This is a genomic window from Pseudomonas pharyngis (assembly GCF_021602345.1).
In the GTDB taxonomy this organism is placed as follows: domain Bacteria; phylum Pseudomonadota; class Gammaproteobacteria; order Pseudomonadales; family Pseudomonadaceae; genus Aquipseudomonas; species Aquipseudomonas pharyngis.
In genome coordinates, this window is sequence record NZ_BQID01000009.1 from 77811 (window position 1) to 101198 (window position 23388).

20 protein-coding genes are annotated in these 23388 nt (G+C 60.5%); 9 read left to right on the plus strand and 11 right to left on the minus strand.

The genetic code is table 11. The features are described 5' to 3' along the window. Positions 1-9 precede the first annotated feature (9 nt). The 4 genes from proB to rplU all read right to left on the minus strand — a co-directional run bounded on the left by proB (position 10) and on the right by rplU (position 3287). On the minus strand, positions 10-1128 hold the full coding sequence (gene proB, locus L6D74_RS19065; RefSeq protein ID WP_236190050.1) for a glutamate 5-kinase: 1119 nt from the start codon (positions 1126-1128) through the stop codon (positions 10-12). 137 nt (positions 1129-1265) lie between these two features. Further along, positions 1266-2489 carry an Obg family GTPase CgtA gene (gene cgtA / locus L6D74_RS19070; RefSeq protein WP_039771717.1) on the minus strand — a complete coding sequence of 408 codons (1224 nt, stop codon included), beginning with the start codon at positions 2487-2489 and terminating at the stop codon, positions 1266-1268. A 193-nt stretch (positions 2490-2682) separates the two neighbouring features. Further along, positions 2683-2940 (minus strand): 50S ribosomal protein L27, encoded by a 258-nt coding sequence (rpmA, locus tag L6D74_RS19075; RefSeq protein WP_003228360.1) that lies wholly within the window; start codon positions 2938-2940, stop codon positions 2683-2685. A 35-nt stretch (positions 2941-2975) separates the two neighbouring features. Continuing rightward, the gene (rplU, locus tag L6D74_RS19080) at positions 2976-3287 is read right to left on the minus strand and encodes a 50S ribosomal protein L21 (protein ID WP_003228361.1); all 312 of its coding nucleotides are present in this window, start codon (positions 3285-3287) and stop codon (positions 2976-2978) included. 241 nt (positions 3288-3528) lie between these two features. Here rplU and L6D74_RS19085 point away from each other — a divergent pair, with 241 nt between their 5' ends. The 3 genes from L6D74_RS19085 to L6D74_RS19095 all read left to right on the plus strand — a co-directional run bounded on the left by L6D74_RS19085 (position 3529) and on the right by L6D74_RS19095 (position 5427). Continuing rightward, entirely contained in the window at positions 3529-4497 is a 969-nt protein-coding gene (locus L6D74_RS19085) for a polyprenyl synthetase family protein (protein ID WP_007950962.1), read from the plus strand. Positions 4498-4621: 124 nt separating this feature from the next. Next, on the plus strand, positions 4622-4963 hold the full coding sequence (locus tag L6D74_RS19090; protein WP_236190052.1) for a zinc ribbon domain-containing protein YjdM: 342 nt from the start codon (positions 4622-4624) through the stop codon (positions 4961-4963). A gap of 206 nt (positions 4964-5169) precedes the next feature. Continuing rightward, entirely contained in the window at positions 5170-5427 is a 258-nt protein-coding gene (locus L6D74_RS19095; RefSeq protein ID WP_007950964.1) for a PA4570 family protein, read from the plus strand. A gap of 49 nt (positions 5428-5476) precedes the next feature. Here L6D74_RS19095 and L6D74_RS19100 read toward each other — a convergent pair whose 3' ends face one another. The 3 genes from L6D74_RS19100 to L6D74_RS19110 form a co-directional block, all read right to left on the minus strand. Then, positions 5477-6094, minus strand: a complete 618-nt coding sequence (locus L6D74_RS19100) for a BamJ family beta-barrel-assembly machinery protein (RefSeq protein ID WP_007950965.1) — start codon at positions 6092-6094, stop codon at positions 5477-5479. A gap of 126 nt (positions 6095-6220) precedes the next feature. Then, positions 6221-6526 carry a DUF6482 family protein gene (locus L6D74_RS19105; protein ID WP_236190054.1) on the minus strand — a complete coding sequence of 102 codons (306 nt, stop codon included), beginning with the start codon at positions 6524-6526 and terminating at the stop codon, positions 6221-6223. A gap of 135 nt (positions 6527-6661) precedes the next feature. Continuing rightward, complete coding sequence (locus L6D74_RS19110) at positions 6662-7150, minus strand: TIGR00645 family protein (RefSeq protein ID WP_007950967.1); 489 nt, start codon at positions 7148-7150, stop codon at positions 6662-6664. Positions 7151-7312: 162 nt separating this feature from the next. Here L6D74_RS19110 and L6D74_RS19115 point away from each other — a divergent pair, with 162 nt between their 5' ends. Then, a complete protein-coding gene (locus L6D74_RS19115) occupies positions 7313-9142 on the plus strand; it encodes a hypothetical protein (protein ID WP_103385461.1) in 1830 nt (609 codons plus the stop codon). 21 nt (positions 9143-9163) lie between these two features. Here L6D74_RS19115 and L6D74_RS19120 read toward each other — a convergent pair whose 3' ends face one another. Both L6D74_RS19120 and L6D74_RS19125 read right to left on the minus strand, forming a co-directional pair. Continuing rightward, complete coding sequence (locus L6D74_RS19120) at positions 9164-9493, minus strand: PA4575 family protein (protein WP_236190056.1); 330 nt, start codon at positions 9491-9493, stop codon at positions 9164-9166. A 243-nt stretch (positions 9494-9736) separates the two neighbouring features. Continuing rightward, a complete protein-coding gene (locus tag L6D74_RS19125; RefSeq protein ID WP_236190057.1) occupies positions 9737-12175 on the minus strand; it encodes a Lon protease family protein in 2439 nt (812 codons plus the stop codon). A gap of 300 nt (positions 12176-12475) precedes the next feature. Between L6D74_RS19125 and L6D74_RS19130 the strand changes: the two genes are divergently transcribed. From L6D74_RS19130 to L6D74_RS19145, 4 genes are all read left to right on the plus strand, one after another. Continuing rightward, positions 12476-12964 carry a DUF3015 domain-containing protein gene (locus L6D74_RS19130; RefSeq protein WP_007950971.1) on the plus strand — a complete coding sequence of 163 codons (489 nt, stop codon included), beginning with the start codon at positions 12476-12478 and terminating at the stop codon, positions 12962-12964. A 92-nt stretch (positions 12965-13056) separates the two neighbouring features. Next, positions 13057-14910, plus strand: coding sequence for an Lnb N-terminal periplasmic domain-containing protein (locus L6D74_RS19135; RefSeq protein WP_236190058.1), 1854 nt, complete (start codon positions 13057-13059; stop codon positions 14908-14910). Between the two features lie 84 nt (positions 14911-14994). After that, positions 14995-15351 carry a hypothetical protein gene (locus L6D74_RS19140; protein WP_236190059.1) on the plus strand — a complete coding sequence of 119 codons (357 nt, stop codon included), beginning with the start codon at positions 14995-14997 and terminating at the stop codon, positions 15349-15351. A gap of 70 nt (positions 15352-15421) precedes the next feature. Then, entirely contained in the window at positions 15422-15916 is a 495-nt protein-coding gene (locus tag L6D74_RS19145; RefSeq protein WP_064599547.1) for a GreA/GreB family elongation factor, read from the plus strand. A gap of 10 nt (positions 15917-15926) precedes the next feature. Here L6D74_RS19145 and gdhA read toward each other — a convergent pair whose 3' ends face one another. Together gdhA and ettA are read right to left on the minus strand one after the other, a co-directional pair. Continuing rightward, on the minus strand, positions 15927-17264 hold the full coding sequence (gdhA, locus tag L6D74_RS19150; RefSeq protein WP_236190060.1) for an NADP-specific glutamate dehydrogenase: 1338 nt from the start codon (positions 17262-17264) through the stop codon (positions 15927-15929). Positions 17265-17457: 193 nt separating this feature from the next. After that, positions 17458-19122 carry an energy-dependent translational throttle protein EttA gene (gene ettA / locus L6D74_RS19155; RefSeq protein WP_007950976.1) on the minus strand — a complete coding sequence of 555 codons (1665 nt, stop codon included), beginning with the start codon at positions 19120-19122 and terminating at the stop codon, positions 17458-17460. A gap of 286 nt (positions 19123-19408) precedes the next feature. Here ettA and L6D74_RS19160 point away from each other — a divergent pair, with 286 nt between their 5' ends. Beyond that, positions 19409-23257, plus strand: a complete 3849-nt coding sequence (locus L6D74_RS19160) for a bifunctional diguanylate cyclase/phosphodiesterase (protein WP_236190061.1) — start codon at positions 19409-19411, stop codon at positions 23255-23257. The last annotated feature ends 131 nt before the right edge of the window (positions 23258-23388 follow it).

Below are 23388 nucleotides of genomic sequence, written 5' to 3' on the forward strand. Positions count from 1 at the left end.
CGTTTTTCCTTACACCAGAATCAGGTTGTCACGGTGAACCAGTTCCGGCTCAGCCATGTAACCCAGCAAACCGACAATCGCATCCGACGACTGACCGATGATTTTTTGTGCTTCCAGCGCGCTGTAGTTGGCCAGGCCACGGGCAATCTCTCGACCGTCCGGCGCCACGCACACCACCATTTCGCCGCGACGGAAACTGCCCTGAACCAGTTTGACGCCGACCGGCAGCAGGCTTTTATTGCCCTGAGACAGAGCGGAAACCGCACCATCATCCAGCACCAGCGTGCCACGGGTTTGCAGATGACCGGCCAGCCACTGCTTGCGCGCCGCGAGCATGCCGCGCTCAGGCGACAGCAGCGTACCGATGCGCTCACCCGCCTTCAGACGATCGAGCACGCGCTCCAGACGCCCGCCGACAATGATGGTGTGCGCCCCGGAACGCGCCGCCAGACGCGCCGCGCGCAGCTTGGTCTGCATGCCGCCACGCCCCAGCGCACCACCGGTACCGCCCGCCACCGCATCCAGCGTCGAATCATCGGCGCGCGCTTCGTAAATCAGCTGGGCATCAGGGTTATTGCGCGGATCGGCGTCGAACATACCGTCGCGATCCGTCAGGATCACCAGCAGATCGGCCTCGACCAGGTTGGCCACCAACGCCGCGAGCGTGTCGTTGTCGCCGAAGCGGATTTCGTCGGTAACCACGGTGTCGTTCTCGTTGATCACTGGGATGACTTTCAGCTCGACCAACGCACGCAAGGTGCTGCGGGCATTCAGGTAGCGCTTGCGATCGGACAGGTCGTCGTGGGTCAGGAGAATCTGCGCGGTGTGCCGGCCATGCTCGGCAAAGCTCGATTCCCAGGCTTGCACCAGGCCCATCTGACCGATTGCAGCGGCAGCCTGGAGCTCGTGCATCGCACTGGGTCGCGCAGTCCAGCCGAGGCGACTCATGCCCGCCGCCACTGCCCCGGAGGACACCAGCACCAGCTCGACGCCGGCCTCGTGCAAAGCCACCATCTGCTCGACCCAGACACTCATTGCCGCGCGATCCAGCCCTTTGCCATCCGCCGTCAGCAAAGCGCTGCCGATCTTCACGACCCAACGCTGCGCACCTGTCACCTTGCTCCGCATCATCTTCAACCTTAGCTTGAGGGCAGCGCGACCTGGCACTGCCCGTGACGTTATTCGTGGTTCTTCGTGACCAACAATCGATTTCCAGATACTAAAACGCCGCTCGATTGAGCGGCGCTTAAGTTTACTGCAACGAATCAGTCACGCACGTAAATGATTTCCGGACCGTCTTCGTCATCCACATCTTCTTCGTCCCAGTCATCGTCGCCGATGTCGTGGACCGACTTCACGCCGCTGCGACGCAGGGCACGCTTGTCATCCAGCGCCTGCAACTGCGCACGGGCTTCGTCTTCGATGCGCTGATCGAGATCGGCCAGCTCTTCCTTGTAGGCCGGGTCATTGGCCAAGCGATCGGCACGATCTTCCAGATAACGCATGATGTCGCGCGTCAGGCGCTCGGTGCCTTCTTTGGCGATGGCCGAGATCACGTAGACCGGACCGGTCCACTCCAGACGATCGACGATTTCCTTGACCCGCGCTTCGTGCTCTTCTTCGAGGATCTGGTCGCACTTGTTCAGCACCAGCCAGCGATCACGCTCGGCCAGCGACGGGCTGAACTTGATCAGCTCGTTGACGATCACTTCAGCGGCGTCCGGCGCGCTGCTTTCATCCAGTGGCGCCATGTCGACGAGGTGCAGCAACAGACGGGTACGCGCCAGGTGCTTGAGGAAACGAATACCCAGGCCAGCACCATCGGAAGCGCCTTCGATCAGACCCGGAATGTCGGCGATGACGAAGCTTTTCCAGCGATCGACGCTGACCACACCGAGGTTCGGCACCAGGGTGGTAAACGGGTAATCGGCAACTTTCGGCTTGGCAGCCGACACCGAGCGGATAAAGGTACTTTTACCGGCGTTCGGCAGACCGAGCAGACCGACGTCGGCCAGCACTTTCATTTCCAGTTTCAGGTCGCGCTGCTCGCCCGGCTTGCCCGGCGTGGTCTGGCGCGGCGCACGGTTGGTACTGGATTTGAAACGGGTGTTACCCAGACCGTGCCAGCCGCCCTGCACCACCATCAGTTTCTGACCGGCTTTGGTCAGGTCGCCGATGACTTCCTGGGTGGCGGAGTCGATCACGGTGGTGCCGACCGGCACGCGCAGGATCAGGTCTTCACCCTTCTTGCCGGTGCAGTCGGTGCTGCCGCCGTTGGAGCCACGCTCGGCATCGAAGTGCCGGGTGTAACGGTAGTCCACCAGGGTGTTCAGGTTTTCGTCGGCCATCATGTAGATGGAACCGCCGTCACCGCCATCACCACCGTTCGGGCCGCCGTTTTCAATGAATTTTTCCCGACGGAAACTCATGCAGCCATTGCCGCCGTCGCCAGCCTTTACGCGGATCGATACTTCATCAACAAACTTCATAACCAACGCCTCTCGCCGTACGGACGAGCCGAAAAACAATCAAGACATAAGACTCTTGCAAAAATGAGCGCAGCGACCCCAATCCACGACCTGCATCGCACGCCGGCAGCCCATACAAACAGCTTTGCAAGAGACTCACCCCACAAACGAAAAAGCCCCGTCGCAAGACAGGGCTTCTCCAGCACTCTCGCAGTTAGGCTGCGACAACGCTCACGTAACGACGACCGAAGGCGCCTTTTACTTCAAACTTGATCACGCCTTCGATTTTCGCGAAGAGGGTGTGATCCTTACCCATGCCAACGCCGTAGCCAGCGTGGAATTGGGTGCCGCGCTGACGCACGATGATGTTGCCGGCCTTGATGACCTGGCCGCCATACATCTTCACGCCAAGGCGTTTGGCTTCTGAGTCGCGACCGTTACGGGTACTACCACCAGCTTTTTTGTGTGCCATGAGTTCAATTCTCCTAGTGAGGAATTAGGCTGTAATTAAGCCTGAATACCGGTGATTTTGATCTCGGTGAACCACTGGCGGTGGCCCATACGCTTCATGTGGTGCTTACGGCGACGGAACTTGATGATGCGGACTTTATCGTGACGACCTTGGGAGATCACTTCAGCCTTGACGGTTGCGCCAGCAACAACAGGTGCGCCGATGTTCACGTCGTCGCCGTTGGCGACCAACAGAACGCGGTCAAAAGTCACGGATTCGCCAGTGGCGACTTCCAGTTTTTCGATCTTCAGGTATTCACCTTCAGCGACCTTGTATTGCTTACCGCCGGTAACGATTACTGCGTACATGGTATTTCTCCGATAATCCTGCTCACCCAGCTCTTTATAAGAAGAGGTATTGGCTGGCATGGCTGCATGGGGCTGGAACGGCCCAAGTGCAATTGCGTAAGGCAGGTGCTGCCCAGGAAGTTCAGGGTGCGCGATTGTACGCAAGCCTTCGAAGTCATGCAAGGGGCCGCCCATCGCGCCTTGACAGGCCCGGACGTGGGTCCTAGCATGCCGCGCAACCCTTCTGGAGCACCTGTCGCTGATGCAACCCCAAGCTTTCTACCGCGCGGTGGCGGACGATTTTAGCGCCGTCGACGGCATCATCAAGAAGCAGCTGACTTCCCGAGTGCCGCTGGTATCGAAAATCGGCGATTACATCACGTCGGCCGGCGGCAAACGCCTGCGTCCTTTATTGGTGCTGCTGTGTGGCAAGGCCCTGGGTCGCGAAGGCGACGACATGCGCCTGCTGGCCGCCACCATCGAATTCCTGCACACCGCCACCCTGCTGCATGACGACGTGGTCGACATGTCCGGCATGCGCCGTGGCCGCTCCACCGCCAACGCCATGTGGGGCAACGCCCCGAGCGTACTGGTGGGCGACTTCCTGTACTCGCGTTCGTTCGAGATGATGGTCGAACTGGGCTCGATGCCGGTGATGAAGATCCTGTCCCAGGCCACGCGCATCATCGCCGAAGGCGAAGTGCTGCAACTGTCCAAGGTCCGCGACGCCAGCACCACCGAGGAAACCTACATGGAAGTCATCCGCGGCAAGACCGCGATGCTCTTCGAGGCTTCGACCCACAGTGCCGCGGCGCTGGCCGGTGCCACCGCCGAGCAGAGCGAAGCCCTGCGCACCTTCGGCGATCACCTGGGCGTGGCGTTCCAACTGGTCGACGACCTGCTCGACTACAAGGGCGACGCCGAAACCCTGGGCAAGAACGTCGGTGACGATCTGGCCGAAGGCAAGCCGACCCTGCCGCTGATCTACACCATGCGCGAAGGCACGCCAGAGCAAGCCGCACTGGTACGCCAGGCGATCCAGAAAGGCGGGATCGAAGACCTGGAAAGCATCCGCATCGCCGTGGAAGCCTCCGGTTCGCTGGAATACACCGCGCAACTGGCCCGTGATTACGTGGCCCGTGCGATCAAGTGCCTCGACGCGCTGCCGGCCAGCGAATACCGCGATGCGCTGGTTGAGCTGAGCGAGTTCGCGGTCGCCCGCACGCACTGATCAGCATCGCGTCATCTAAAAACCGCAGCCTCCGTTGGAGCCTGCGGTTTTTTGTTGCCTGCCATCGGCGGCTAAAACCCTATACAATGTGCGACTTTTAGCGATCCCTCTCCAAGGAGCCTTAGTGAGCACGTTGCCACCCTGCCCGAAATGCAATTCCGAATACACCTACGAAGACGGCACCCAACTGGTGTGCCCGGAGTGCGCCCACGAGTGGTCTGTCGGCGGTGAAGCCGAAGTGGCGTCCGATGACGCCGTGAAGAAAGATTCGGTCGGTAACGTCCTGCAGGACGGCGACACCATCACCGTGATCAAGGACCTGAAGGTCAAGGGCACCTCGCTGGTGGTCAAGGTCGGCACCAAGGTCAAGAACATCCGCCTGTGCGATGGCGATCATGACATCGACTGCAAGATCGACGGCATCGGCCCGATGAAACTCAAATCCGAGTTCGTCAGAAAAGTCTGAGTCTGCTGTCTTCCATCCCGCGCCCGCCGTGGGATGGAGCTTCGCCCTCCCCCGCAATCCCCAGCAAATCCTCGCGATAGCCAAACGCCAGCCGTTTTGACCTTACGCAATCTTTACCCGCAAAAAATCACAAACCGCCAATAGGCGCTTGCTATTTGACGAATAAGAATTATTCTCATTGAAACCTTTCAATGGAGATGAGACCCATGACTTATTTGATCGACGCCTGGCTGGATCGCCCGCATCCGTACCTCAGGATCCTGCATCGGGAAACCGGTGAAGTCTGTGCCGTACTGGAAGAAGAAGCCCTGCATGAACTGCAGGATCAAGGGGATCTGGATGTCAGCGGCCTGAGTTCCAGCGAGCCATTGGTGCTCAAGGAGCTGGTGCGCAATCTGTTCCTGTTCTGCTATGCCCGGGCCTTGCGCCCGACCAGTGAACTGCACAACAAGATCGAAGTATGAGAACGGCGGAGAAACCCTGCACAAGCCACGCTTGTGCAGGGTAACGGGATTACAGAACGTCGAGCAGCTCGACGTCGAACACCAGAACGCTGTGCGGCGGGATGCTGCCAACGCCTTGAGCGCCGTAAGCCAGTTCGCTCGGCACGTACAGACGCCATTTGCTGCCGGCATTCATCAGTTGCAGGGCTTCGGTCCAGCCAGCGATAACGCCGCCCACCGGGAATTCAGCCGGCTGGCCACGCTCGTAGGAGCTGTCGAACACAGTGCCGTCGATCAGCGTGCCGTGGTAGTGAGTACGCACGGTGTCTTCACGGGATGGCTTGGCGCCTTCACCTTGAGTCAGCACTTCGAACTGCAGGCCGGAAGCCAGGGTGGTGATGCCTTCTTTCTTGGCGTTTTCAGCCAGGAATGCCAGGCCTTCGCCGGCGGCGGCTTCAGCTTTGGCAGCGGCTTCGGCTTGCATGATCTCGCGGATCACCTTGAAGCTGGCGGACATGGCTTCCTGGCTTACACGGCTTTCCTTACCGGCGAATGCGTCGGTCAGACCGGCCAGGATGGCGTCCAGGCTGACACCCGGTGGCGGGTTGTCGCGCAGCTGGTCACCCAGCTGACGGCCGATACCGTAGCTGACGCGGGTTTCGTCGGTGGACAGATTTACTTCGGACATGACACTGCTCCGCTGTGCGGACGGCCTCAGGACCTGCCGTGCGTACACAGCGCGTCCCGGCGCGCCCGGAACCAAAAGGGCGAGCAGACTAGCACAGATGTTCCGGCATTGATCAGGCCCCAGGGCCTACAGCGCGGATCGCCAGGCCAGCGGCACCTTCAGGCTTTCTTCGGCACTGGCGCCAAGACCGCACATTTCATCGTGCACCGAGGTATGCACCAGGTTGAACGGCAGCACCGGAAAGTTATGCAGCACATCCCGGGCATGCTCGACCGAACGCAGCGTCAGCATATTCCCCTGCGGATCGCTCAGCGGATACGCCGCGCCATGCATCCGGGCCTCAAGCAGATAGATCCCGCCTTCCATGGAGATCAGGTTCAGTTCGTCGACCTTTCTGGCGACGGCAAACGCATTCAACTCTTGCAGGTTCATGAACGCACCTCACGCGGTGACGAGCCTTGAGACCTACAGGGATATGCCTCGGCGGATCAAAGCACAAGCCACAAACGACACCGCCCGTCTGTTTCGCAACAGACGGGCGGTTTTGTTACAGCAATCGTCAGCTCATCAGTGCTTGGTGAGCTTGTCCAGATAACCCATGGCAAACGCCGAGATCACGAAGGTCATGTGGATGATCACGTACCACATCAGGTGCTCGGGATCGACGTTCTTGGCATCCATGAAGATCCGCAGCAGATGGATCGAAGAGATTGCAACGATCGACGCCGCCACTTTCATCTTCAGCGACGAGGAGTCCATGGTGCCCAGCCAGCTGAGCTTTTCCTTGCCTTCATCGATATTCAGCTCGGACACGAAGTTCTCGTAGCCGGAAATCATCACCATCACCAGCAAGCCACCGACCAGCGCCATGTCGATCAGCGACAGCAGCACCAGAATCAGCTCGGACTCGGCCATGGAGAAAACGTTGGGAATGACATGAAACACTTCCTGGAAGAATTTCAATGCCAGCGCCAGCAGCCCCAGGGACAGCCCGATGTAGATCGGCGCCAGCAGCCAGCGCGTGGCGTACATTGCATTTTCGATAAAGCGTTCCATTGACTCTCACACAAGAAGGGTTGAAATCGGCGGCGAGTATACCAGCCGCCCATGACAGCCAGAAACCGCCCGGAAATCCGCCACCTGCGTGTGTGTGTCAAAGTTTTTCTGCTAGTGTCCAAACCATTGACAGCCCAGCGACAGTGCACAGGACGACTGGAAATGGATGTGCGATTGCCGATAACGACTGCCGGAATTTGCTTTGCCCTGTTGCTTGGCGGGTGTTCGCCCGGCGATGAAAAGCCTGCCGTCAGCCTCGAGGAAAAGACCGCGCAGTTCGAGCAGTCGCTGGACGCCATCACCGACCCCAAACTCAAGGACGCCGTGACCGAACTCGGCGGTTCGCTGCTGTTGCTCGAACGCGCGCAACAGAAGCTCGACAACAAACCGTCCATTACCGAATACGGCGAAGACGCCCTCGGCGTGCTCAGGCACTACCCCACGCCGCAGACGCTGGTCGATACCTTCATCAACGGCCTGTTCGTGCTGCACAAGGATTCCAGTTCCGATTACCTCACCGATCTGCAACCGGTGTTCCCCTTCAATCTCAACATCCCCGGCGGCTTTCTGTTCCCCCATGGCGTGGAGTGGCACTCGGTGACCCTGAGCAACAAACGGGTGATTGCCTATCAACCGGAATGGTCGGAAACCGATCCGGGCATTCAGCTCAGTCCTTCCAGCTCCAACGTCACCAACCCCGATGACCTGACTGTCACTTACCCGTTCATCGAAGGGCTGAATGTCGACAAGAAGAACCTGCCGCGCCCGGTCAGCCTGCAAGGCCAGGTGGAAGTCATCGTCCCGAAACGCCTGCACAGTTTCAATCTGGATAAAAAGGACGTCGGCCAGACCCGCTCCGATGGCAACCTCAGCGTGACCTTGCTGAAACTGGACACACACTACGCCGAACTCGAGTTCAGCAACCAACTGCCGCTCGCCCCGGAAGTCGCCAATACCCGGCTCAATCCGTTGATCGTCCAGGCCCGCGATTCGACGGGCCAGTTTCTGGTGCGCGCCGGCGCCATCAATGAAAACCCCGAGCAGGTGGCGTTCTATCAAAAGCAGCTGGCCTACCTGCAACAGCAAAAAGCCTGGAGCGAGACGCTGGAAAAAAAGCTGGACGATGAACAACAGGCCTTTGAACAGCAGCATCCGCGCCACTACAACAAGGTGTACTTCAACGGCCCGATCGACACCCTCGAAGTCAGCCTGCTGGATTTTTCCGAAGCAACCGTCACCCGCAAGGCGCTGGATTTGCCCGTGCGCGAATTCGATCCGCACACCACGGAAAAAACCGTGCAGCCGCTCGACCTGCCGATCACCGTCTACGATGACCTCGCGCCCGACTGGCTCAAGGGCGCGTCCCTGACTGAAGAACAGCTGAAAAGCGGCGTTCATATCCGTCAGTCGGTTGAAGAGCCGAGCGCCGCGCGCATCGAATTCGACCACCGCAAAACCTTCAACGATGAAATGCTCGGCGACGACTTCAGCCCCGGCGAAAGCCCGGTGACGTTCTTCACTGAAAAACACAATGGCAAACTCGACGAGCCGATCGAACTGCCGCCCGAGGCGTATCAGGTCGACCCGCTGCAGGCGACCATCACCTACGACCTGAACCTGTTCCCGGAAACCCCGGCGATTGCCGTCGGCTCGATGCCGTTGTTCCTGGCCACGGTGGACAAACAGGCTTATGAAGCCAAGGCCCTGCCTAAAGGTCTGGAAATCAGGAACAACGCGTTGGTGGTGGATTTGAAGCGATTCCCCGCCAACGAATGGCGATTCTTCGTCAAGGACGACAGCGGTCATTACCTGAAGCGGATTCTGTCGGTCAGCCACGACGCGAGCACGGAAGGGCCGGCGTTATTCGGCGTGCATTATTTCTACGGCCGTCCGACGCACGTTGAAACCTACCAGCGAACCGACCTCGCCACCGTGCAATACGGCTTTGAGGTCAAACTCGACAAGGCGCAGACCCAGGGCGCTGCGCCCTGATCGGCGCTGATGATCGGCACTCTAGTGATCGAAAGTGCCGATGCTGCGTCCGCGTCCACCGTTGATCTGCCGTAACTGCGCCTGCAGATGCAACGACCAGATCTGTGGATCATTGGCCAGTTGATAGCCGTGCATCGTCAGGCTTTCAACGATGGTGTCGAGAATCGACTCGGCGGCGATCGGTCCGTGGAACGGGCCCTGGGCCTTGATGGCGGAAGGTTGTTCACCGGCCATGCCGGCGGCGAAGAGCAACGTCCACATGCCGTTATCGCCGGCCAAAGGCTTGATGGCGCATTCGATACGGGTCACGAGACCCAGGCACTGACGGGTGAGGCAGAGGTTGCGCGACATGGCGGCGACCCTCGGTAAAGCCGGTGTTCAGCCCTTGCTGAAGAGCTGTTTCGATCCAGTGATACTGTCGATGTCCTTGAGCAGAGAATAGAAGAAAAGTCCGCCGCGCAAGCCGCACAGAACCAGAAGGCGCCGAATGGTCATTGTGTGAATATTGACGCCAGACTGATGGCACTTTTGCCGACGTTCGCGACAAAACAAAAACGGGAGCAAAGGCTCCCGTTTTTTTGACTGCCGCCTGACTTAAGCCGGCTTGGCCTCCGCCAGCGCCTCCTGCGCCAGTTCCTTCTCGGCCTCTTTCAGATCCTCTTCGCTGATCATCTCGGCAATCACTCGCAGACGCTCCACCACCCGCGCGTTGACGCTGCCTTCCGGGAATTCGCCCTCTTCGTTCGGCTCACCGGCCGGCTCGCCCACCAGCAGGCTCAACGCTTCGTCGGCCTGACGCACCGCGTAAACGTGGAACTGCCCGGCACGCACCGCCGCCAGCACCTTTTCATCAAGCATCAGCGTGGCAACGTTGGCCTGGGGAATGATCGCGCCCTGCTCGCCCGTCAGCCCGCGTGCTTCGCAGAGACGGAAGAAGCCTTCGATCTTCTCGTTGACCCCGCCCACCGCCTGCACTTCACCGAACTGGTTGATCGAACCGGTAATCGCGAAGCACTGCTTGAGCGGGGTTTTCGACAACGCCGAAATCAGTGTGCACGCCTCGCCCAGCGACGCACTGTCGCCATCGACGTAGCCGTAGGATTGCTCCAGCGCGATGCTCGCGGAAATCGCCAGCGGGAATTCCTGGGCGTAACGGCTGCCCAGATACCCGGTGAGAATCATCACGCCCTTGGAATGGATCGGCTGACCGAGATTGACCTCGCGCTCGATGTCGACGATGCCGCTGCCGCCCGGGTACACCGTGGCGGAAATCCGCGCCGGCACGCCGAACGCCGAGTCGCCGACTTCGAGCACGGTCAGGCCGTTGCACTTGCCGACTGCGGCGCCGTCGGTGTCGATCAGAATGATCCCCGCCAGCATGTCGTCGAGAATCCGCGCCGACACCCGGCCGGTGCGGGTGGCCTTGGCCTTCAGGGCACGCTCGATGTGGCCGGCGTCGGTCATTTCATCGTTGGCCAGGTGCCGGATGAAATCCGCCTCGCTGACCAGTTGGAACAGATCGCCGATCCGTGCCGACAAGCGCCCCTGGTGTTCGGCCAAACGCGCGCTGTAAGTTGCCAGACGCGCCACCGCGTCGGCGGTCAACGGTGCCATGCCTTCTTCGGAAGTGCGGGTTTTAAGCAACTGGGCGAACTGCTCCAGGCTTTCGTCGACCATCGGGATGTCTTCGTCGAAGTCCACCAGAACACGGAACATCTCCTGGAAGTCCGGATCAAGGTCCTGCAGCGTGTAATACAGCTGACGCGCGCCGATGATGATCACTTTGACCTGCAACGGAATGTGCTGCGGGTTGAGCGTCATGGTGGCGAAACGGCCCATCTCGCCCAGCGGCGATTCCATCTTCAGCTTGCGCGATTGCAGGGCGCGCTTGAGCGCATCCCAGACAAACGGCTCGCCGAGCATTTTTTCCGCTTCAAGAATCAGGAAACCACCGTTGGCGCGGTGCAACGCCCCCGGACGCAACTGGCGATAGGTGGTGTAGAGCGCGCCCTGATCGGTGGTGTACTCGATGCGGCCGAACAGGTTTTCGTAGGTCGGATGCGGCTCGAAGACCACCGGCGCACCGCCGCTGGCCGGATGGCCGACCACCAGGCTCGGGGCGTATTGCTCTTCCAGCAGCTTGCGTGCGACGGCGTCGGTCTTGCTGTCATCGACCAGTTGCTCGACCACGGTTTTCAGCAGATAGACCTGCATCGCTTGCAGGTAACCGCAGACGGCCGCATTTTCCGCGTACTTTTCCGACAGCGGTGCGAGCAAGGGCTGCAAGGCCAGGGTGATGGTTTCTTCGTTGAGCTGACGCAGCTGGTTGCTCGACTCGCGCTTCCATTGCGGCAGGCTCGCCAATTCTTCGTTCAGGCGTTCTTCGAGACCGGAGATGTCATCATGAAAACGCTCGCGTTCGGTTTCCGGCAATTGGGCGAACTCGGCTTCATCCAGCGCCTTGCCTTCAAGCATCGGGGTGAAGGCGATGTTGCTGCTGTCGCGGTACAGGGCGACGTCTTTTTCCAGGGCCAGACGTTCGATGACATCCAGCGCCTTGTCGTAGCGCTGGTTGAAGGCGCGGTCGATGGCGCTTTTCTTCTGCTGGTAGGACGGGTGCTCGAACACCGCAGGAAAGGTCGCCAGCAGGTTGTCGATGAGGCCGTTGATGTCGCCGATGAAAGCAGCGGCGCTGCCCGATGGCAGCTCCAAAGCGCGGGGTTCGCGCGGCTCATCGAAATTGTTGACGTAGACCCAGTCCGCCGGGGTCTGCAGGCGTTTGCCTTCGGCCTTCAGGTAGCGTTTGACGAACGAGAAACGGCCGGTGCCGGGCTCGCCCATGACAAATACGTTGTAACCGGGGCGTGGCATGGCCACACCGAACTGCAAGGCTTCGACCGCACGTTCCTGGCCGAGCACACCGCGAAAGGGCTCCAGATCATTGGTGGTAGTGAAGCTGAACTGTTCAGCGGAAAACGGACGGGTCAGCGCTTCGGGCGCTAGACGCAAGCTGGCAGCAACAGGATCAGGCATCGGGCTTCCTTAACAATCAGGCGGGGCAGATAGCGGCATTCTGGCGCTGCCCGAGCCCCACTGGCAAGGCGCGCCACACGACAAAGCATAGACAACCGCCCTGCACGCGGCGCCGCCCCGTGAAACCGGGGTTTATTCCAAATATTGTGCAAAAACTCACGGAACCCTCGGAACGTGCCTAAACTCCAAACTGCGCGGCTGGAACTAATACCGGCCCACTGGCTTCGTCTGGATCTGTTTCGTACAGAGCTTGGGGGCCAGAACCCTGTCCATTGGTATGCACACAAAGAGAACAAAGCTATGAAACGGATTCTTCTCGGTACTCTCTTCACCGCTGTATCCATCAACGCCATGGCGCAAGCTCCAGGCGGCCCGGATTGCGGTTGGGGCAACATGCTGTTCGAAGGTCAGCGTGGCACCCCGGCACACTTCCTGGCATCCACCACCAACGGCACCTCCGGCAACGCGACGTTCGGCATGACGTCCGGCACCAACGGCTGCTCCACCAACGCTTCGCTGACCTATGGCGGCAAATCCTGGTTTGCCATGAATGGCATGATGAATGAGCTGTCCGAAGACATGGCAAAAGGCAACGGCGAAGCGCTGACGACCTATGCCGTGGTACTGGGCGTGGCGCCGGAAGACCGTGCGCACTTCGCCGCCGTCACTCACGAGCACTTCCAGCAGATCTTCAGCAAGGCTGACGTGACCGCTGAAGACGTGCATACCAACACCCTGGCCGTTCTGAAGGCAGACCCACGTCTGGCCAAGTACGCGACTCAGGCTTAAGCTCGACCCACCCGCTTCCTTCGGGAAGCGGGTTTTATTTTTTCGGCCCGCCCTTCCTGGGCTTTGTTTCTTTTCGACTTAAGTTGCCATTTATGCTCAAACGCCTTGCCTGGCTGGCGCTGTGTGTCTGCGCCCCGCTGTCCGCCGCGCCTCACATCGACCCTCAACGTTTGCAGCAACTGGCCAACGACCGCTTCTGGATTTCTCTCGGTCATTACGAAACCGCCAAACTCGGTGGCTGGCGCAGCTACGTCAGTGACAAAAAATTCTTCCTCGCCCCCGACGGCAACGAACACCCCGACCATGAGCTCGCCGCCACCGTGCAAGCGCTGTACGCCCCCGCCAGTCTCGGTGAGCGACACGCACAGTGCGTTTACCCGGCACGCACCCGCTGGTTGAAAGATCAACTCAACCTGACCGACCTGCCGACGCCGGACTGCGCCGAATTCAAGAAATGGTTCAAGGACGTCTCACCCCACAGCGCGGTGATGATTTTCCCGGCGGCCTACCTCAACAGCCCGTCGTCGATGTTCGGCCACACCCTGCTGCGCATCGACCAGGCTGACGTACAAAGCGACAAGACTTCGCTGCTCAGCTACGCGATCAACTTCGGCGCCTATATCGAAGGCTCGGACAACAGCATTCTTTACGCCTGGAAAGGCCTGATGGGTGGTTATCCGGGACTGTTCGCACTCGTGCCTTATCAGGAAAAACTCTCGGAATACCGCAGCCTGGAAAACCGCGACCTGTGGGAGTACCGGCTCAATCTGACGCAAGCCGAAACCGCGCGCATGGTCGAGCATGTATGGGAGCTGAAGCAGATCCAGTTCGACTACTTCTTTTTCGACGAAAACTGCTCCTATCGCCTGCTGGAACTGTTGCAGGTCGCGCGTCCGAGCCTGCGCCTGACCGAGCAATTCCCGTTGACGGCGATCCCCACCGACACCGTCAAAGCAGTGAAGGAGGCCGGACTGGTCGAGCACATCGAATACCGTCCGTCCCGCGAGCGCGAATTGCTCAGCCGTGCCGAGCCTCTGAGCGGCGAGGAACAGGACTGGGTGCTGAAGGTCAGCGCCGATCAGCAGCAACTTCAGGCTCCGGCCTTCAAGGCCCTGCCCCGGGATCGCCAGGCGCTGATTGTTGACGCGGCTTATCGGCTGGAGCGCTACCGCGCCAACGGCCAGGAGCGTGATCCACAGCGAGCGCAACGCAGTTTCGAATTGCTGCGAGCGATCAACAAGAACCCGGCGCCAGAGCTGCAAATTCCTCAACCGGGCCTGCCCGAGGACGGCCATGAATCGCGCACCTGGCAGGCCGGTCTCGGCACTCGGGGTGACCGCGCGTTTGGCGAGTACGGCTTGCGCATGGCCTATCACGACCTCAACGACAACGCCGAGAGTTTCCCCCTCGGTGCCCAGATCGAAATCCTGCAGATGAAGCTGCGCCAGTACGAAGGCAATCACTGGCAATTCCAGCAGCTGGATCTGGCGACCATCCGCTCACTGACGCCGCGCAACGCGCTGTTGCAGCCGCTGTCGTGGCAAGTCACCGGTGGTCTTGAACGCGTACCGGGCAAGCACGATGACGAGACGTTGGTCAGCCACGTCAACGGTGGCGGTGGCGGCACGTGGGCGCTGGGTGACGATGTGCTGGGTTTTGCCCTCGGCACCGTGCGCGTTGAACACAACAATGATTTCGCCGAGTTCGTTTCCCCCGCAGGCGGTTTCAATACCGGCGTTTTGTGGAAAAACCCGTTGGGCAATCTCAGCCTGGAGGCCAAAGGCGATTACTTCTTCAATGGTGAAGTGCGCCGTAGCCTGAGCCTGAATCAGCAGTGGGAACTGTCGCGCAACCTCGGCCTGCGCCTGAGCGCCCAGCGTGAGTTCAGCCATCTGGCCACGCCGGAGACCGAAGTGATGCTGGAAGTGAAGTGGTATCACTACTGAGGTTTTGATCTTTCTTTCACGCCCCATCGACGAATCCGCTTCTAGACTTTCCCTATCAGCCGTTTAACGGCCCGGGAGAGTGTGATGTGGCGGTGTGCGGTTTTTGCGGGTGTGTTGCTGGTGCTGGGTGGCTGTCAGAGCACCCACGAAGATCTGATTGCCAAGGGTTATCCACCGGCGTTCGCCGACGGTTTCGATGACGGTTGCATCAGCGGTCGTCAGGCGGCCGGTTCGATCAGCGGCGAGTTTCGCAAGAACGTGCCGCGCTATCTCAAGGACAAGCAATACGCCGAGGGCTGGAGCGACGGCTTCCGTCAGTGTCAGGCGATGCTGGAAAACAAGGATCGCGAACAGTATCGCAACGAGCACTGGGACGAACGCGAGCGCGCCTGGCAGCAGGAGAAGGATCAGGGCGCCGCGCGGGCATATCGTTCGCCGTAGGTCGCATCCAGACATCCAGCGAAACCTTTTGCCTGCGACCATGGCCCAACGGCTATAACAGGAGCCCACCATGAGTCGCGCTTTCGTCAACGAAGACAATGCCGCTGCGCAAGCCGATCAGCCGGTCGAACGGCAGGTCAGCACACAGCCCAATTACGTCACGCCGCAAGGGCTTGCCCAATTGCAGGCAAAAGTAGCCGAGCTGCAAAGCCTGCACGCCGAGCAGTCGGCCAAGGGCGAACAGGCTGACAAACAGCGGCTGGCCGATCTCGAACGGGATTTGCGTTATTTCAATCAACGGGTCGGCAGCGCTCAGGTCGCACCGGCCCCGACATCTACCGACAAGGTGCAGATCGGCAGCTGGGTGACCTACGCCGACGAACACGACACCGAGCACCGGGTGCAATTGGTCGGTGAAGACCAGGCCGATGCGGCCAACGGCCTGATCAACTGGGCCTCACCGCTGGGCCGTGCGCTGCTTGGCGCACGGCTCAACGACGAAGTGCTGTGGCAGCGCCCGGCAGGCGATCAACTGATCGAAGTGATCCGCATCGAGCGCTCTTGAACCCGGTTGCTTAAACCACGCCTTGGGCGAGCATCGCGTCGGCGACTTTGACGAAGCCGGCGATGTTCGCGCCTTTGACGTAGTTGATCCGGCCGTTTTCCTCGCCGTAGTGCACACAGGCGTGGTGGATCGACTGCATGATCCCGTGCAACTTGCTGTCCACTTCGCCCCCGGTCCACAGCAGGCGCATGGCGTTCTGCGACATCTCCAGCCCACTGACCGCCACGCCGCCGGCATTCGAGGCCTTGCCCGGCGCAAACAGAATCCCGGCCTCGATAAAGATATCCACAGCCTCAAGGGTGGTCGGCATGTTCGCGCCTTCGGCCACACAGAAGCAGCCGTTGCGCAGCAAGGTGCGGGCGGATTCCGCGTCGAGCTCGTTCTGGGTCGCGCATGGCAGCGCGATGTCGCACGGCAACGACCATGGCAGTTGACCGGCGCGGAACTCCAGGCCGAAGGCGGAAGCCAATTCGCTGATCCGCCCGCGCTTGACGTTCTTCAGCTCCAGCAACGCCAGCCACTGTTCTTCGCTCAGGCCCGCCTCGCAATACAGCGTGCCTTCGGAGTCGGACAGGGAAATCACATTGCCGCCCAGGTCCATCACCTTGCGGGCTGCGTATTGCGCGACGTTGCCGGAACCGGAGATCGCCACACGCTTGCCTTCGACGCTCTGCTCGCGGCGCTTGAGCATTTCCTCGGCGAAGTACACGCAACCGAAACCGGTGGCTTCCGGACGGATCAGACTGCCGCCGTAGGTCATGCCCTTGCCGGTCAGCACGCTGGTGAACTGGTTGCTCAGGCGCTTGTACTGGCCGAACAGGAACCCGATTTCCCGGGCGCCGACACCGATATCACCGGCCGGCACGTCCACGTCGGCACCGATGTGCCGGTACAGCTCGCTCATGAATGCCTGGCAGAAACGCATGACTTCGGCGTCGCTCTTGCCCTTCGGATCGAAGTCCGAGCCACCCTTGCCGCCGCCCATGGGCAATGAGGTCAGGGAGTTCTTGAAAGTCTGTTCGAAGGCGAGGAATTTCAGCACGCCCATATTCACCGAAGGATGGAAGCGCAAGCCGCCCTTGTACGGGCCGATGGCGCTGTTCATCTGGATGCGGAAACCGCGATTGACCTGCACCTTGCCCTGATCGTCGACCCACGACACCCGGAACACCACCGCCCGCTCCGGCTCGCAGATGCGCTCCAGAATCCCCGAGGTCAGATAGTGCGGATTGGCTTCGAGAAACGGCCACAGGCTGCGCAGGACTTCTTCGACGGCCTGGTGGAATTCGGGTTGATCCGGATCGCGTTTTTTCAGACGGGCGAGGAAGGATTCGACGGATTCGATCATGGGAAAAGTCTCGGCAGATTTGTTGTCGTTGGAAGCGATTGAGCCGGACTGTAACAAACGACATGTACACAGCAACAGACAAAAATGTCGCATTTATGAAAACAAATAGTACACACGCTATAAAACAGTCTGCATTGCAGGCAAAAAAAAGCGGAGCCCGAAGGCTCCGCTTTTTCATGCAACCAACCCGTAATCAGGCCAGTTTCTTGTGGCGTACCCGGTGTGGCTGGGCCGCTGCTTCGCCGAGGCGCTTTTTGCGATCGGCTTCGTACTCGGTGTAGTTGCCTTCGAAGAACACCGCTTGCGAGTCGTCTTCGTACGCCAGGATGTGAGTTGCGACGCGGTCAAGGAACCACCGATCGTGAGAGATCACAATGGCGGCGCCCGGGAAGTCCAGCAGGGCTTCTTCCAGGGAACGCAGGGTTTCAACGTCGAGGTCGTTGGACGGTTCGTCGAGCAGCAGGACGTTGCCGCCCTCCTTCAGGGTCAACGCCAGGTGCAGACGACCGCGCTCACCACCGGACAGGTCCTTGACGAACTTCTGCTGATCGCCGCCCTTGAAGTTGAAGCGACCGACGTAGGTACGCGACGGGATCTCGTAGTTGCCGATGCGGATCTGGTCGGAACCGTCGGAGATCTGCTGGAACACGGTCTTGCTGCCGTCCAGGTCTTCGCGGCTCTGATCCACGCAGGCCAGTTGCACGGTTTCGCCGATCTCGATGCTGCCGGAGTCCGGGGTTTCCTTGCCCATCAGCATGCGGAACAGGGTCGACTTACCGGCACCGTTACCGCCGATCACGCCGACGATGGCGCCTTTGGGCATCGAGAACGACAGGTTGTCGATCAGGACGCGATCGCCATAGCCCTTGGTGACGTTCTTGAATTCGATGACCTTGTCGCCCAGGCGCGGACCGGCCGGGATGTAGATCTCGTTGGTTTCCGAACGCTTCTGGAATTCCTGCGACTGCATTTCTTCGAAGCGTTGCAGACGAGCCTTGGATTTCGACTGGCGGGCCTTGGCGCCTTTGCGCACCCACTCCAGTTCTTCCTTCATGGCTTTTTCGTGGGCCGATTGCTGCTTGGATTCCTGGGCCAGACGATCGGACTTGGCTTCCAGCCAACCCGAGTAGTTGCCTTCGTAAGGAATGCCCGCGCCGCGGTCGAGTTCCAGAATCCAGCCGGCAACGTTGTCCAGGAAGTAACGGTCGTGCGTGATCGCGACCACAGTGCCCGGGAAGTCGTGCAGGAAGTGTTCGAGCCAGGCAACGGAGTCGGCGTCCAGGTGGTTGGTCGGTTCGTCGAGCAGCAGCATGTCCGGGGCGGACAGCAGCAGACGGCACAGGGCCACACGACGTTTTTCACCACCGGACAGGTGTTCGACCTTGGCGTCCCAGGCCGGCAGACGCAGCGCATCGGCGGCGACTTCCAGCTGGCGCTCCAGGTTGTGACCGTCGCTGGCCTGCAGGATCGCTTCGAGCTTGGCCTGTTCGGCGGCCAGCTTGTCAAAGTCGGCGTCCGGGTCGGCGTAGGCGGCGTAGACCTCGTCCAGACGCGCTTGCGCATCCTTGATCACGCTGACCGCTTCCTCGACCACTTCACGCACGGTCTTGGTCGGATCCAGTTGCGGTTCTTGCGGCAGGTAACCGATGTTCAGTTCCGGCATCGGGCGCGCTTCGCCTTCGAACTCGGTGTCGACGCCGGCCATGATTTTCAGCAGCGTGGATTTACCCGAACCGTTGAGGCCGAGTACGCCGATCTTGGCGCCGGGGAAGAAAGACAGCGAAATGTTTTTCAGGATTTCCCGCTTCGGCGGAACAACTTTGCCCAGCCGATGCATGGTGAAGACGTATTGAGCCATGGAGAACCTTGGGTCAGTGACAGATGAATGATTGGAGCGCAGGCGATGCCCGGCCAGACCGATGCGCGTCGTTCACTTGATGGTCATCAATGCGTGCGCGCTGAAAAAGTCTGAGTCTAGGAGCTGGAACGCTCCCGCGTAACCGGCAAAGCTACCTGAATGACGGAAGGCAGTCCAGCCGAGTGGGGCTGGCACTTCGCCACAACTCAAGGCATGCTAGCCGCCCCTTGGGCGTCCGGCTTATAGTGCACGTCGCGCCAGTCCAGCCAGACCGCAGGATTACAGCTTGTCCAACGTCACTCCGCCAGCCTCTGTGAGCAGCACCCAACCGGCGCCCGGCTCGTCCCTGCGCGGAACCTTGAAAGGCGCGCTGGCGACGCTGGTGCTGTTGCTGCTCGCGTTGCTGTTCTGGCAACTGCTCGATCAACTGCGCGAAACCCAGAAAAACCAGCGTCAGTACACCATCGACTACACCGCCGACCTCGCCGCTCAGGTCAGCCTGAACATGGCGTTGAACGCGCAGATCGCCCTCAACCTGCTACCGATCGTCGAACAACCGCAGTCGGCCGACGAACAGCAGGCACTCCTGCGCAAACTTCAGAAATCACTGCCCGACCTGCGCAGCCTGGCCCTGCTCAGCCCGTCCGGAAAGATCCTCAGCGACAGCGCCGCCGACAGCCATGACGCCGATTACCTCAGCGATCTGGTGCGCCGCAGTCGCGCTCAGGCGCATTACTTCAGCAACGACGAAGACGGTTCGGTGGTGCATCTGCTGCTGCATCAGGCCAGTGGCAGCACTCGCGGTTACTGGGCGCTGCGGCTGACACCCACCTTCTTTAAAGCACTGACCAAACAAGGCGAAACAGGCATCCGTCCTCTGTGGCTGGTGGAAAACCGCATCAACCATCAGATCATCAGCCGCGACGAAGCGATGCCCGTCGGCAGCACCAGCGTCCTGACCCCGGACGATCTCGCCAACAGTGTGCTGACCGTGCCGCTGAGCAGCAGCGACTGGCAACTGCGTGGCCTGTTCGACCGCCAGCATGTGCTCGAACAACTGCTGCCGGCGTTCATCGGCAAATGCCTGTTGGGCCTGGCGCTGTCGCTGCTGCCGTTTATCGCCCTGCTCAACATGCGTCGCCGTCAGCGTCAGGTGCATGAGGGGCGTCGGCGTTATCAGGATATTTTCGAAGGCACCGGCGTGGCGTTGTGCGTGCTGGATCTTTCGGGGCTCAAACAGGTTTTCGAAAGGGCCCAGATCCAGACCAGCGACCAGCTCAAGGCCTGGCTCGACCAGCCGGCACAGCGCCAGCAATTGCTCCACGAACTGCGGGTGACCGAGGTCAACCAGGTCGCGCTGCAACTGCTCAACGTCAATTCCTGCGACCACGCCTGGCAACTGTTGATCGACGGTCAGCCGCACAGTCAGTGCGCCATCGGCAATCAAGTGCTGGACGCCGTGCTCCAGCAGCAAAAGCAGCTGGAACTGGAAATCAAGCTCCCGGACATCAATGGCCGCGACCAGCACCTGTGGCTGGTGCTGCGCCTGCCGCAGGAACAGCACGACTACAAGGCCGTGATCCTGAGCATCAACGACATCACCAGCCGCAAGCTGATCGAACTGTCGCTGCTGGAGCGCGAAGGTTTCTGGTCGGATGTGGTGCGTACCGTGCCGGATCATCTGTATGTGCAGGACGTGATCAGCCAGCGGATGATTTTCAGCAACCACCACCTCGGCCAGACCCTGGGCTACAACCGCACCGAACTGCATCAGATGGGCGAGTACTTCTGGGAAATCCTTCTGCACCCGGAAGACGCCGACTATTACCATCGCTCGCGGCAGATGCAACGTCACGCCGGTTACAGCCAGTTGTTGCAATGCCAGCTGCGTTTCCGCCATCGCGACGGCAAGTGGCGGCGCTTCGACATTCGCGAACAAGCGCTGGCCCGGGACAAGCACGACCAGGTCACGCGGATCATCGGCGTGGCCAAGGACATCACCGAGCAGATCGAAGCCAGCGAATCCCTGCGCGACAGCGAACAGCGCTACCGGATGCTCGCCGAAAGCATCAGCGACGTAATCTTCTCCACCGACAGCAAGCTCTCGCTGAACTACGTCAGCCCGTCGGTGCAGGCAGTGCTGGGCTATGACGCCGAATGGATTTTCCAGAACGGCTGGCAATCGACCATCGCCAACCCGCAGCAACTGAGCGGCATCTATCACCTGATGGATCGCGTCAGCAAAGCCCTGGGCAAACCCGAGCAACTGGTAATTTTGCGCAGCCAGGTGCAGACCCAGCTGTTCCTGTTCGACTGCCTGCGCGCCGACGGTCGCAAGATCCCGATCGAACTGCGCCTGGTGCTGGTGTGGGACGAGCATGGCGCCTTCGAAGGCGTACTCGGGGTCGGTCGCGACATCAGCCAGCAACGCCGCGCCGAGAAAGACCTGCGGATGGCGGCCACGGTATTCGAGCACTCGACCTCGGCAATCCTGATCACCGACCCGGCCGGTTATATCGTCCAGGCCAACGAGGCGTTCAGCCGGGTCAGCGGTTACGCGGTGGGTGAGGTGCTCGACCAGTTGCCGAACATGCTGACCGTCGACGAACAGCAGGACGCGCACCTGCGCTACGTACTCAAGCAGTTGCATCAGCACAGCACCTGGGAAGGTGAAGTCTGGCTCAAGCGCCGCAACGGCGAGCACTACCCGGCGTGGGTCGGCATCACCGCCGTGCTCGATGACGAGGGCGACCTGGCCAGTTACGTGTGCTTCTTCAGTGACATCAGCGAGCGCAAGGCCAGCGAGCAGCGGATTCACCGCCTCGCCTACTACGACGCCCTGACCCACCTGCCAAACCGCACGCTGTTCCAGGATCGCCTGCACACCGCGCTGCAATCGGCCGAACGGCAGAAGTCGTGGGTGGTGCTGATGTTCCTCGACCTCGATCGTTTCAAACCGATCAACGACTCCCTCGGCCACGCCGCCGGCGACCGCATGCTCAAGGACATGGCCACGCGTTTGCTGGCGTGCGTCGATGATGACGACACCGTGGCGCGAATGGGCGGCGACGAATTCACCCTGCTGCTGCAACACCGCTCCAGCCGTGAAATGGCGCTGAACCGTGCGATCCACGTGGCCGAACAGATCCTTGGCAGTCTGGTACGACCGTTCGTACTTGAGGGACGCGAGTTCTTCGTCACCGCCAGTATCGGCATCGCCCTGAGCCCGCAGGACGGCAACGAACTCAGCCAGTTGATGAAGAACGCCGACACCGCGATGTACCACGCCAAGGAACGCGGCAAGAACAACTTCCAGTTCTATCAGGCCGACATGAACGCCAGTGCGCTGGAGCGTCTGGAACTGGAAAGCGATCTGCGCCACGCCCTGGAGCAGAACGAATTCGTGCTGTATTACCAGCCGCAGTTCAGCGGCGACGGCAAACGCCTGACCGGCGCCGAAGCCCTGCTGCGCTGGCGTCATCCGCGTCGCGGGCTGGTGCCGCCGGGGGATTTCATCCCGGTGCTCGAAGAACTCGGGCTGGTGGTGGACGTCGGCGACTGGGTGATCAGCGAAGCCTGTCGCCAGCTCAAGACCTGGCACCAGAGCCGCGTGCGCGTGCCGAAAGTCTCGGTGAACATCTCGGCGCGGCAGTTCTCCGACGGCCAGCTCGGCACGCGGATCGCCACCATCCTCAAGGAAACCGGCCTGCCGCCGGCGTGCCTGGAACTGGAGCTGACCGAAAGTATCCTGATGCGCGAAGTCAGCGAGGCGATGCAGATACTTGCCGGCTTGAAGAACCTCGGTCTGAGCATCGCGGTCGACGACTTCGGCACCGGTTACTCGTCGCTGAACTATCTCAAGCAATTCCCGATCGACGTGCTGAAGATTGACCGCACCTTCGTCGATGGCCTGCCGTCCGGCGAGCAGGACGCGCAGATCGCCCGGGCAATCATTGCCATGGCCCACAGCCTGAATCTGGCGGTGATCGCCGAGGGCGTGGAAACCCATGAGCAACTGGACTTTCTGCGCGAGCATGGCTGCGACGAGGTTCAGGGTTATCTGTTCGGGCGGCCGATGCCGGCGGGACGGTTCGAGGCGCAGTTCAGCAATGATGCGCTGTTCATGTTCGACTGAAGATCGGCGGCGCGATCTTCGCGAGCAAGCTCGTTTCCACAGGGATTGATGTCGATCACAAAATCGCGGGGCGGCCTCGGTTATTGTGCGAACCGGCTGGTCAGCGAAGGCCGGCACGGACGCCACATATC

Excerpts from the sequence above, each read along its gene's own strand:
- proB (WP_236190050.1), bottom strand. The coding sequence starts at position 1,128 with ATGCGGAGCAAGGTGACAGGTGCGCAGCGTTGGGTCGTGAAGATCGGC.
- cgtA (WP_039771717.1), bottom strand. The coding sequence starts at position 2,489 with ATGAAGTTTGTTGATGAAGTATCGATCCGCGTAAAGGCTGGCGACGGC.
- rpmA (WP_003228360.1), bottom strand. The coding sequence starts at position 2,940 with ATGGCACACAAAAAAGCTGGTGGTAGTACCCGTAACGGTCGCGACTCA.
- rplU (WP_003228361.1), bottom strand. The coding sequence starts at position 3,287 with ATGTACGCAGTAATCGTTACCGGCGGTAAGCAATACAAGGTCGCTGAA.
- L6D74_RS19085 (WP_007950962.1), top strand. The coding sequence starts at position 3,529 with ATGCAACCCCAAGCTTTCTACCGCGCGGTGGCGGACGATTTTAGCGCC.
- L6D74_RS19095 (WP_007950964.1), top strand. The coding sequence starts at position 5,170 with ATGACTTATTTGATCGACGCCTGGCTGGATCGCCCGCATCCGTACCTC.
- L6D74_RS19100 (WP_007950965.1), bottom strand. The coding sequence starts at position 6,094 with ATGTCCGAAGTAAATCTGTCCACCGACGAAACCCGCGTCAGCTACGGT.
- L6D74_RS19105 (WP_236190054.1), bottom strand. The coding sequence starts at position 6,526 with ATGAACCTGCAAGAGTTGAATGCGTTTGCCGTCGCCAGAAAGGTCGAC.
- L6D74_RS19110 (WP_007950967.1), bottom strand. The coding sequence starts at position 7,150 with ATGGAACGCTTTATCGAAAATGCAATGTACGCCACGCGCTGGCTGCTG.
- L6D74_RS19115 (WP_103385461.1), top strand. The coding sequence starts at position 7,313 with ATGGATGTGCGATTGCCGATAACGACTGCCGGAATTTGCTTTGCCCTG.
- L6D74_RS19120 (WP_236190056.1), bottom strand. The coding sequence starts at position 9,493 with ATGTCGCGCAACCTCTGCCTCACCCGTCAGTGCCTGGGTCTCGTGACC.
- L6D74_RS19125 (WP_236190057.1), bottom strand. The coding sequence starts at position 12,175 with ATGCCTGATCCTGTTGCTGCCAGCTTGCGTCTAGCGCCCGAAGCGCTG.
- L6D74_RS19130 (WP_007950971.1), top strand. The coding sequence starts at position 12,476 with ATGAAACGGATTCTTCTCGGTACTCTCTTCACCGCTGTATCCATCAAC.
- L6D74_RS19135 (WP_236190058.1), top strand. The coding sequence starts at position 13,057 with ATGCTCAAACGCCTTGCCTGGCTGGCGCTGTGTGTCTGCGCCCCGCTG.
- L6D74_RS19140 (WP_236190059.1), top strand. The coding sequence starts at position 14,995 with ATGTGGCGGTGTGCGGTTTTTGCGGGTGTGTTGCTGGTGCTGGGTGGC.
- L6D74_RS19145 (WP_064599547.1), top strand. The coding sequence starts at position 15,422 with ATGAGTCGCGCTTTCGTCAACGAAGACAATGCCGCTGCGCAAGCCGAT.
- gdhA (WP_236190060.1), bottom strand. The coding sequence starts at position 17,264 with ATGATCGAATCCGTCGAATCCTTCCTCGCCCGTCTGAAAAAACGCGAT.
- ettA (WP_007950976.1), bottom strand. The coding sequence starts at position 19,122 with ATGGCTCAATACGTCTTCACCATGCATCGGCTGGGCAAAGTTGTTCCG.